Here is an 11,362-nt window from a genome sequence, read left to right on the forward strand (position 1 = left end):
TAACTATAGCTGCTGTATATACTTAAAAAAAAAAAAAAAACGAACTCATTAATTTATTCAATCATGAAAAAAATAGAAGCGATTATAAGAAAATCAAAATTTAGTGCAGTTAAAGATGCACTGCATGAAGTTGGCGTAAACTTTTTCTCTTATTGGGATGTTACAGGTTTAGGTAACGAACAAGAAGGGCATGTTTACAGAGGGGTTAGCTATAGTACAAGCGATATTCAAAGAAGGTATCTATCCATCGTTGTAAATGATGATTTCGAAGCAATTACTATTAAAACAATTATTGAAGCTGGCGCTACAGGTGATGTTGGTGATGGTAAAATTTTTGTAAGTGAAATTAACGAAGCATACAGAATTAGAACGGGAGCCAAAGGAAGAGAAACACTGAATTAATATTCAGTCTCAGTTGGCAGTATCTAGACAGATTTCTCTTCAATAATTAATTAAAATTACACCAAAAAACATGGAATTACTTACAATAAATAATGTATGGATGATGATCTGTACAGCACTCGTTTTCTTTATGCATTTAGGCTTCGCCCTTTTAGAAATCGGTTTAACGAGACAAAAAAATACCATCAACATTTTATTTAAAAACATTTTTATAATTACTGTTGGGTTGTTATTATATGCTATAGTTGGTTTTAATTTAATGTACCCTACTTGGGCTGCAAATGCTTCTGGATATTTAGGAGACTTTATATTTGGCCTTTCTTCTCCTTTAAACGCAAAAGGAACTTTAGATTTAGCCTATAATAAAGGATACACTTTCTGGACAGACTTTTTGTTCCAAGGAATGTTTGCTGCAACAGCCGCAACAATTGTTTCTGGTGCAGTTGCAGAAAGAATGAAAATCTTACCTTTTATGATTTTTACAGTTTTATATGTTGGTTTTATATATCCTATTGCGGGTTCTTGGAAATGGGGTGGCGGATTTTTAGATCAATTATCGACTCCTTTTTACGACTTCGCAGGCTCAACCTTAGTGCACTCTGTTGGCGGTTGGGCAGCACTTGTTGCCGTTTGCTTACTAGGTGCCAGAATTGGAAAGTTTAAAAACGGAAAAATACAAGCAATACCTGGTCATAACATTCCTTTAGCAACTGCTGGAGTTTTAATCCTTTGGTTAGGTTGGTTTGGTTTTAATGGTGGTTCTGTTTTATCTGCAGAACCTAGCTTAACTTCTTTAGTATTGGTAACAACTTGTTTGGCCGCTGCTTCTGGTGGAGTTATTGCTGCAATAGTATCTACAATTTTATATAAAAACTTAGATTTAACAATGTTCTTAAACGGAATTTTAGGAGGATTAGTTGCTATTACTGCGGGAGCAGATCAAATGTCTCCAACCGATGCTATCTTAATTGGTGGTATTGCCGGAATCTTAATTGTTTTTGCGGTTAGTTTCATTGATAAATTGAAGTTAGACGACCCTGTTGGCGCCATTGCTGTTCATTTAATTTGTGGTATTTGGGGAACTTTAGCTGTTGGTGTTTTTGGGAACTTAGCAAGTGGAGCACAATTTTTAAGTCAATTAATTGGTGTTGCATCTTATGCCGCTTTTTGTATTGCAACGTCTTTTATCATTATTTTCACATTAAAGAAAACCATGGGAATCAGGGTCAATGAAAAAGAAGAATTAGAAGGTTTAGATGCACATGAACATGGTATGGATGCGTATCCAGATTTTCGTTTAAACGAGCATTAATCAATTTAAAAAAGACATATTATACCTGCATATTTCAAAAATTTGCAGGTTTTGACTCTTTTTTGTCATTTTCTCAATATAAAAAGCTTTAATTATTATTACTGAATTATTTATAGCAAAAATTTGTTTTCATCATAAAAATTACATATAAACCCCTAAAACACTGAATTTTTCTCAATAAAAAATATAAATTAGCCAATATAATTCAATAAAAAATGGAGAAACAAGGCTTATATTTACCCGAATTTGAACACGAGAATTGCGGTGCAGGATTTATCTGTAATTTGAATGGAGAAAAGACAAATCAGATTATACATGATGCCCTAGAAATACTAGTAAAACTAGAACATAGAGGTGGTGTTAGTTCTGATGGAAAAACAGGAGATGGAGCCGGTTTATTAATAGACATTCCTCATGCTTATTTTAAAAGAGTCTGTAATTTTTCGATACCAGAACAAAGAGAATATGCTGTTGGAATGGTATTCTTGCCAAAAAACACAAACCAATATAATTTCTGTAAAACTACTTTTGAAGAGAATATAAAAGCACAAGGACTTGCTGTTTTAGGATGGAGAGAAGTTCCTGTAGATGCTACTCAACTGGGACCCATTGCATTGGCTTCTGAACCAAATATAGAACAAATTTTTGTTGGTAAAAATGAAAAATTAGATGAAGCTACCTTTAAAGCAAAACTATATGCTGCAAGAAAAATAGCAGAACATACTATTAGAAATTCTAAAATTTCTGAATGTAATTATTTTTACATTCCGAGTTTATCTATAACCACTATTATTTATAAAGGTATTATTATGCCAGAAGATATTGGACCTTATTATAGAGATTTACAAGAAGTAGACTTAGTAACCCGTTTGGCGTTGGTTCATCAACGTTTTTCTACGAATACAATGCCAACTTGGGAATTAGCACAACCATTTAGACACATGTGTCAGAATGGTGAAATTAACACACTTCGTGGAAATGTGAGTAGAATGCGTGTGCGAGAAGAAATCATGAAAAGTGATGTTTTCGGTCTTCAAATGGAAAAACTATTTCCAATTATTTTACCAGGAAAATCAGATTCTGCTTCTATGGATATGGTTGTTGAGTTGTTAACGCACACCGGTCGTTCATTACCCGAAATTATGATGATGATGATTCCTGAAGCTTGGGAAAAACACAAAACCATGTCTAAAGAGCGCAAAGCTTTTTATGAATACAATGGTTGTATTATGGAACCTTGGGATGGACCCGCTTCTGTACCTTTTACAGACGGAGATTACATCGGTGCTTTACTAGATAGAAACGGCTTAAGACCTTCTAGGTATACAATTACCAAAAGCGGAAAGTTAATTATGTCATCAGAAATTGGTGTCTTTGAAGTTGCGCCAGAAGATGTAAAAGAACATGGTAGATTAGAACCAGGAAAAATGTTCTTGGTAGACATGAATGAAGGAAGAATTATTCAGGATGAAGAAATAAAAAGTAAAATTGTTTCCGAAAGACCCTACCAAGAATGGTTAGACAATACACATCTAGATTTAAAAGATGTTCCTTATACAATTGAAACTTGCCCAATTGAAACCATAGATATAAAAACACGTCAGCGTTTATTTAATTATACTTTTGAAGATATTCAAGAAGTAATTACGCCAATGGCGCAGGTTGGTAAAGAAGCTTTAGGTTCTATGGGAATAGATACTCCTTTAGCTGTTTTATCAGACAGACCACAATTAATTTCAAACTATTTTAAACAGTTATTTGCTCAAGTTACGAATCCGCCTTTAGACGGAATTCGTGAAGAAATTGTAACGGACATCAGTTTAAACTTAGGAAAAGATAGAAATATTTTCAGCATTACAGAAAGACAATGTAGAAAATTAAGAATTCAGAATCCTGTTATTTCTAATGCAGATTTAGAAAAAATTAGAAATATTGATATTGAAAGTTTCAAAACAAAAACGATAGAAATTTTGTATCCAAAGGCACAAGGACTAAATGGACTTGAAGATGCTTTAGACGCCATTATAATTCAAGTTGAAAAAGCTATTGAAGATAAAAATAATATTATCATTCTTTCAGACAGAGGTGTAAATCAAGAATTTGCTCCTATTCCTGCTTTGTTAGCCTGTTCTTTTGTAAATCATCAATTAAATCGTTTACGTAAACGTTCTTATTTCGATATTATTATTGAATCTGCAGAACCACGTGAACCGCATCATTTTGCTACTTTATTTGGGTATGGCGCAAGTGCTGTAAACCCATATATGGTCAATGAAATCATCAGAACGCAAGTGAAGGAAGGTTTTATTACAGGTATGGATGAGCAAGGTGCTGTTGATAACTTCAATAAAGCTATTGGAAAAGGGATTTTAAAAGTAATGAACAAAATAGGAATCTCTACATTACACTCTTATAGAGGTTCTCAAATTTTCGAAATTGTAGGATTTAGTTCACAATTTGTAGAAAAATACTTTCCATATACTGCTTCTAGAATTGAAGGGATTGGTTTGTACGAAATTGAAAAAGAAATAGACCAACGCTATAAACAAGCATATCCAGACAATCAAATTGATAAAAATTTAGGGCTGAATGTTGGTGGAGATTATAGATGGAGAAGAAATGGTGAACGTCATTTATTCAACCCAACTACGGTTTCTAAATTGCAACAAGCGGTACGATTATCAGATCAAGGAAGTTATGATGTCTATGCAAAAGCAATAAACGAACAGGCAGAAAGTTTAATGACCATTCGAGGTTTGTTCGAATTTGACAACCTAGATCCTATTCCTTTAGAGGAAGTAGAACCTTGGACAGATATTGTAAAACGTTTTAAAACGGGTGCCATGTCTTACGGATCTATTTCTAGAGAAGCACATGAAAATTTAGCAATTGCCATGAACAGAATTGGTGGTAAATCGAATTCTGGTGAAGGTGGTGAAGACAGAAATCGTTTTCAAAAAGATATAAATGGTGATAGTAGAAACTCTGCGATTAAGCAAGTAGCATCTGGTCGTTTCGGGGTAACTTCTCATTATTTAACAAATGCGAAAGAGATTCAAATTAAAATGGCGCAAGGAGCGAAACCTGGTGAAGGCGGTCAATTACCCGGTGAAAAAGTATATCCTTGGATTGCTGCCGTTAGAAATTCAACTCCTTTTGTAGGATTGATTTCTCCTCCTCCACATCACGATATTTATTCCATTGAAGATTTAGCACAGTTAATTTACGATTTAAAGAATGCAAATCGTGAGGCTAGAATCAATGTAAAATTAGTTTCAGAAGTTGGTGTAGGTACCATTGCTGCTGGTGTTGCAAAAGCAAAAGCAGATGTTGTTTTAATATCGGGTTATGATGGTGGTACAGGAGCTTCTCCTTTAACCTCATTAAAACACGCAGGTTTACCTTGGGAACTTGGTTTAGCCGAAGCCCAACAAACTTTGGTAATGAATAGTTTACGAAGTAGAATTGTTGTGGAGTGTGACGGACAATTAAAAACAGGGCGTGATGTTGCCATTGCTGCACTATTAGGTGCTGAAGAATTCGGTTTTGCAACAGCTCCTTTGGTTGCTTCTGGTTGTATTATGATGCGTAAATGTCATCTAAATACCTGTCCGGTTGGTATTGCAACACAAGATAAAGAGTTACGTAAAAACTTTAAAGGAACACCAGAACACGTAATTAATTTCTTCTTTTACATTGCAGAAGAATTAAGAGCAATAATGGCAGAACTTGGTTTCAGAACCTTAGATGAAATGGTGGGGCAAACTCATAAAATCAACGCAAATAAAGCGATTAAACATTATAAAGCAAAAGGGTTAGATTTATCTAGTATTTTACACAGACCAACTGGGTATAAAAGTATGACTGTTAAAAACACAGAGCCTCAAGATCATAATTTAGAAGGTGTTTTAGACTTTACTATATTAAAAGACTCGCATAGAGCTTTGTATAGAAAAGAAAAAATGACCTTAGATTATCCAATTAAAAATACAAACAGAACTGTTGGAGCGATTGTTAGTAATGAAATCTCTAAAATTTATGGTCATTTAGGTTTGCCTGAAGATACGTTGAATATCAACTTTACAGGTTCTGCAGGACAAAGCTTTGGCGCATTTGGTGCACACGGATTAACCTTTATTCTAGATGGAAACACAAACGATTATTTGGGTAAAGGTTTATCCGGAGCAAAATTAATTATTAAGAAGCCAGCAAAAGCAGACTTTTTAGCAGAAAACAATACCATAGTTGGTAATGTTTGTTTGTTCGGTGCAGTCGCTGGACAAGCATACATCAACGGAATTGCAGGAGAACGTTTTGCCGTTCGTAATTCGGGTGCAACTGCGGTTGTAGAAGGTGTTGGAGATCATTGTTGTGAATACATGACAGGTGGTAAAGTAGTTGTATTGGGTAAAACAGGAAGAAATTTTGCTGCTGGTATGAGTGGTGGAATTGCGTATGTATACGATCCTGAAAATAGATTTGTAAACGGACTTTGCAACACAGAAACTATCGAATTTGAAACCATTTCAGAAGAAGTTGCGGCAGACTTAAAAGCAACTATAGAAAAACACGTTTTATATACAGATAGTAAAAGAGGTACTGACTTGTTAGCTGATTGGGACACAAGTTTAAAAAACTTTGTAAAAGTGATGCCAACGGAATACAAAAAAGCCTTAAAACGTTTAGAAACAGAAGAACCAATGTTCGAAGAATTAACAAAAGCTTAATGTCATGGGAAAAATAACAGGATTTAAAGAATTTGAAAGACAGGATGAAACATATACTTCTGTAAAAGATAGAGTAAAAAATTATAAGGAATTTACAGTTCCTCTTTCAGAGAAAGAGGTAACAAAACAAGGGTCTCGTTGTATGGATTGTGGTATTCCTTTTTGTCACAGTGGTTGTCCGTTAGGAAATCTAATTCCAGATTTCAATCACATGGTACACCAAGGTGAGTGGAAAAAAGCTTCATGGATACTGCATTCTACAAATAACTTTCCAGAATTTACAGGTCGTTTATGCCCTGCACCATGTGAACAATCATGTGTATTGGGTATTATTGAAGACCCAGTTTCTATTGAAAATATTGAGAAAAATATTGTAGAACGTGCTTTTAAAGAAGGATGGATTAAACCACAACCTCCAAAAAACAGAACCGATAAAACAATTGCGGTTATAGGTTCTGGACCAGCAGGTTTAGCAACGGCACAACAATTAAACAGAGCTGGTCATACAGTTACTGTATTTGAAAGAGATGATGCAATTGGTGGTTTATTACGTTACGGTATTCCTAATTTTAAAATGGAAAAGGGAATTATTGATAGAAGAGTCGCCATTTTAGAAGCAGAAGGAATCATATTTAAAACCAATGTAAATGTTGGTGTAAATTATGATGTAAAGGACTTAAAAGATTTTGATAGTATTGTTTTATGTGGTGGTTCTACAGAAAGACGTAGCTTACCAACTCCTGGTATTGATGCTGATGGAGTTGTACAAGCAATGGATTTCCTAACACAACAAACGAAAGTATTGTTTGGAGCAGTAGTAAAAGACCAAATAATGGCAACCGGTAAAGATGTAATTGTAATTGGTGGTGGAGATACAGGTTCAGATTGCATTGGTACTTCAAATAGACACAGAGCAAAATCTGTGGTGAACTTTGAAATAATGCCAAAACCTCCAGGACATCGTTCACCAACAACTCCTTGGCCTCATTGGCCTTTACAATTAAAAACTTCTTCTTCCCATGAAGAAGGAGCAGATCGTAATTGGTTAATCAACACAAAAGAGTTTATTAAAGACGGAAATGGAAAATTAATTGCTTTAAAAACGGTGAATGTAGAATGGAAAATGGTTCCAGGTCAAAGACCAGAATTAATAGAGATTGCTGATACAGAAAAAACGTGGCCTTGTGATTTAGCGCTATTAGCATTAGGTTTCACAGGTCCAGAAAGTACATTAGCAGACAAGTTAGGTATTGAAAAAGATGTGCGATCTAACTATAAAGCGGAGTACGGGAAATATCAAACCAATGTAAAAAACATATTTACAGCTGGAGACATGCGTCGTGGACAATCTTTAATTGTTTGGGCAATTTCAGAAGGTAGAGAAGCTGCCAGACAAGTAGATATCTTTTTGATGGGTAAAACAGAGTTACCTTCAAAAGATGTCTCTGGCGATTTAGTTGCGATGTAAATATTCTAAAAAATAGAATTAAATAAAACTCATCGGTAATCCTGATGAGTTTTTTACTATTAAATAAGATTTCAATTCATTTGGGCGTGCCCATTTTTTAAAATAGTATGGTTCAGATAAATAAACAATCAGCATAAAAATGGTCAGGCTTTCCGCTACAAGTCCTCGTTCGTTCCTCACTGTGGGCTTTTCACTTCAATCCTTCACGCAAGACAAGCATTAATTACGTTCTTTAAATAACATCAATAACTTCTTGCTTGAAAAGCTCGTCTATTACACTACTTTCTAACTATTAATTAACGAATAATGATACTTCGAATACAAATTTTCAGACAGTTAAATTGATACTATAAAATTATTATTACTAGAAGTTCTTATCACTTATTTTAAACTGACCAAACACAAACTTAAACAAGGAGAAATTCACTTCTATTTTACAGAATTAAATACGGTTCCAGAAGAATTTAAAGTCCTGAAGTTAAGTTCTAAAGTTTTTTTTCCAGAGGCTACAGTAAAAGATTTCCTAATCCGTGGTAAAACGTTTTTCTACGTCTTATTAGACGACATTCCTTTTAAAATTCTAAAAAGTAGTTACAAGAGATTTGTAATTAGTAGCAAAAGGCACTAGGATTACTAGTGAGTTTACTGCTTTTTTTTTTAAATAAATCAGTCACTAATAATGCTACGAGCACTGGTCTTATATAAGGTTTTTATGATGTAAACCTTAGAAACTCACAAAGAAAGTATAAAGATTCTCTAAGTGACTTCAAACAATGGAATAAAAACAGCATGTTAAACAATGGTTATTATTTCCAGATAATACTGTAGCATATTCTTCGATAGATAAAACTGCTTTTCTAATGGCGATTTATATACAATCGTAACCAATAAGAATACAAAAGGAAAGAAAGGTGTTTTCATAACAATGATTAAAAGTACTAAACTAACAACTGGAATAAAAATACTTAAAAATACAGAAAAATTAAAATAGTTGACGCTAGATATGGGTTAATTATTAAGAAATCATTCCCACAAGCTACACAAGTTATTAATAGATTTCATGCGCAAAAACTAACCTTGGCTACTTTAAACTATTAGAATTAAATAACGTTGGAAGACTATAGAAAATGACACTATAAATCGAATAGTAATTGGCTTAAATATAAAAGAGTTGAAATTATTTTAAAAGTCTATCCCGACATAGAGAAGACTTACAAATTACATCAAATTTAGTATAGATTTATAATCAAACAAAAGACAAAACGGTGGCCCTAATTAGATTTGCAAAATGGGATGAAAAAGTGAGACAAGCAAATTTTAAAAGATTCAAGAGTATCGCTAGAACAATGTCTATTCATAATCGAAATATACTCAACTATTTTTTATAATAGGAGCACAAATTCGTCTACTAAATCTTATATTTAAAGTACAATCTGCAGGAATTAGAAGCTATAGCCTTTCAAATATTGAAACCTAACAGTTTTTTAGTAAATTCCTTATTCCAAAATTCATTATCCAGTTTATATTTCATTATTTTTCATAAAAATACCCCACAGGCTGCTTACAATTCTAACAAGTTCTAATTATTTTTCATAAAAAAACCTCATATCGTAAGATATGAGGTTTATAGAATTCTGATTGTATCAGAATTAAGAAAGGCGGCGACCTACTCTCCCACATAAATGCAGTACCATCGGCGCGATTGGGCTTAACTTCTCTGTTCGAGATGGGAAGAGGTGAGCCCCAATGCTATAACCACCCTAAGATTTTCAGTTGAACCAGGTTCAACCGTATAAATTAACATATGGTAAAATAATATCTAAATTGTCAAATAAAAAGAGTGTGTCTCTCCCGCTATTGCTAGCGGGAGAAGCGTACATAAGTCTATGGGTTATTAGTATCACTTGGCTATGACATTACTGCCTTTACACCTGTGACCTATCAACGTTGTAATCTCCAACGACCCTTTAAAGAAATCTCATCTTGTGGTGGGTTTCGCGCTTATATGCTTTCAGCGCTTATCCCTTCCCGACGTGGCTACCCTGCTATGCTTCTGGCGAAACAACAGGTACACTAGAGGTCAGTCCAACTCGGTCCTCTCGTACTAGAGTCAGATCCACGCAAATTTCTAACGCCCACAGCAGATAGAGACCGAACTGTCTCACGACGTTCTGAACCCAGCTCGCGTGCCACTTTAATGGGCGAACAGCCCAACCCTTGGGACCTTCTCCAGCCCCAGGATGTGACGAGCCGACATCGAGGTGCCAAACCCCCCCGTCGATATGAGCTCTTGGGGGAGATCAGCCTGTTATCCCCGGAGTACCTTTTATCCTTTGAGCGATGGCCCTTCCATGCGGAACCACCGGATCACTATGCTCTTGTTTCCAACCTGATCGACCTGTATGTCTCTCAGTCAAGCACCCTTATGCCATTGCACTCTACGCACGGTTACCAAGCGTGCTGAGGGTACCTTTAGAAGCCTCCGTTACTCTTTTGGAGGCGACCACCCCAGTCAAACTACCCACCAAGCACTGTCCTCATCTCTGAGTTAGACTCTAGATAAGCAAAGGGTGGTATTTCAAGGACGACTCCACAACGCCTAGCGACGCCGCTTCAATGTCTCCCACCTATCCTACACATTACTTATCCAAAGCCAATACTAAGCTATAGTAAAGGTTCACGGGGTCTTTTCGTCCCGCTGCGGGTAATCGGCATCTTCACCGATACTACAATTTCACCGAGCTCATGGCTGAGACAGTGTCCAGATCGTTGCACCATTCGTGCAGGTCGGAACTTACCCGACAAGGAATTTCGCTACCTTAGGACCGTTATAGTTACGGCCGCCGTTTACTGGGGCTTCATTTCACTGCTTCGCCGAAGCTAACAACTCCACTTAACCTTCCAGCACCGGGCAGGTGTCAGGCCTTATACATCATCTTTCAATTTAGCAAAGCCCTGTGTTTTTGATAAACAGTCGCCTGGACCTTTTCACTGCGGCCCATCCGAAGATGGGCGACCCTTCTCCCGAAGTTACGGGTCTATTTTGCCTAGTTCCTTAGCCATGAATCTCTCGAGCACCTTAGAATTCTCATCCCAACTACCTGTGTCGGTTTACGGTACGGGTTCTTATAATCTGAAGCTTAGAGGTTTTTCTTGGAAGCTTTTAGGCACACTATCAACGCATCCGAAGATTTGTTGTACTATCACACTTTAGCTAATTCTGCGGATTTACCTACAAAACTAATACCTACATGTTTCAACGAACTATTCCGTCAGTTCGCGGTGCTTTCAATACTCCGTCACCCCATCGCAATTATAAGAAGTACAGGAATATTAACCTGTTGTCCATCGACTACTCCCTTCGGATTCGCCTTAGGACCCGACTAACCCTCAGCTGATTAGCATCGCTGAGGAAACCTTAGTCTTTCGGTGTGGGGGTTTCTCGCCCCCATT

The 11,362-nt window shown here is 35.9% G+C and carries 5 protein-coding genes and 2 rRNA genes (1 of these 7 cut by a window edge); 5 read left to right on the forward strand and 2 right to left on the reverse strand.

Annotated features, from left to right (window positions below; genetic code table 11):
• Nucleotides 1–63: 63 nt before the first annotated feature.
• The 5 genes from CW731_RS08090 (at nt 64) to CW731_RS15950 (ending at nt 9,297) form a co-directional block, all read left to right on the forward strand.
• Nucleotides 64–402: a P-II family nitrogen regulator gene (locus tag CW731_RS08090; RefSeq protein ID WP_100946246.1), complete on the forward strand. Its 339-nt coding sequence runs from the start codon at nt 64–66 to the stop codon at nt 400–402.
• A gap of 70 nt (nt 403–472) precedes the next feature.
• Nucleotides 473–1,714, forward strand: a complete 1,242-nt coding sequence (locus CW731_RS08095) for an ammonium transporter (RefSeq protein WP_100946247.1) — start codon at nt 473–475, stop codon at nt 1,712–1,714.
• Between the two features lie 215 nt (nt 1,715–1,929).
• Nucleotides 1,930–6,441: a glutamate synthase large subunit gene (gltB, locus tag CW731_RS08100; RefSeq protein ID WP_100946248.1), complete on the forward strand. Its 4,512-nt coding sequence runs from the start codon at nt 1,930–1,932 to the stop codon at nt 6,439–6,441.
• A gap of 4 nt (nt 6,442–6,445) precedes the next feature.
• Nucleotides 6,446–7,909 (forward strand): glutamate synthase subunit beta, encoded by a 1,464-nt coding sequence (locus tag CW731_RS08105; protein WP_100946249.1) that lies wholly within the window; start codon nt 6,446–6,448, stop codon nt 7,907–7,909.
• Nucleotides 7,910–9,147: 1,238 nt separating this feature from the next.
• On the forward strand, nt 9,148–9,297 hold the full coding sequence (locus CW731_RS15950) for a transposase (protein WP_368356663.1): 150 nt from the start codon (nt 9,148–9,150) through the stop codon (nt 9,295–9,297).
• A 265-nt stretch (nt 9,298–9,562) separates the two neighbouring features.
• Here the strand turns inward: CW731_RS15950 and rrf are convergent.
• Nucleotides 9,563–9,672: ribosomal RNA gene (rrf, locus tag CW731_RS08110) — 5S ribosomal RNA — on the reverse strand.
• Between the two features lie 111 nt (nt 9,673–9,783).
• A 23S ribosomal RNA gene (locus CW731_RS08115) occupies nt 9,784–11,362 on the reverse strand; it runs 1,305 nt beyond the window's last position.

The sequence above is a fragment of the Polaribacter sp. ALD11 genome, from assembly GCF_002831685.1.
Taxonomy (GTDB): domain Bacteria; phylum Bacteroidota; class Bacteroidia; order Flavobacteriales; family Flavobacteriaceae; genus Polaribacter.

Coding starts and splice junctions, on each gene's coding strand:
- CW731_RS08105 (WP_100946249.1), top strand. CDS start 6,446: ATGGGAAAAATAACAGGATTTAAAGAATTTGAAAGACAGGATGAAACA.
- CW731_RS08095 (WP_100946247.1), top strand. CDS start 473: ATGGAATTACTTACAATAAATAATGTATGGATGATGATCTGTACAGCA.
- gltB (WP_100946248.1), top strand. CDS start 1,930: ATGGAGAAACAAGGCTTATATTTACCCGAATTTGAACACGAGAATTGC.
- CW731_RS08090 (WP_100946246.1), top strand. CDS start 64: ATGAAAAAAATAGAAGCGATTATAAGAAAATCAAAATTTAGTGCAGTT.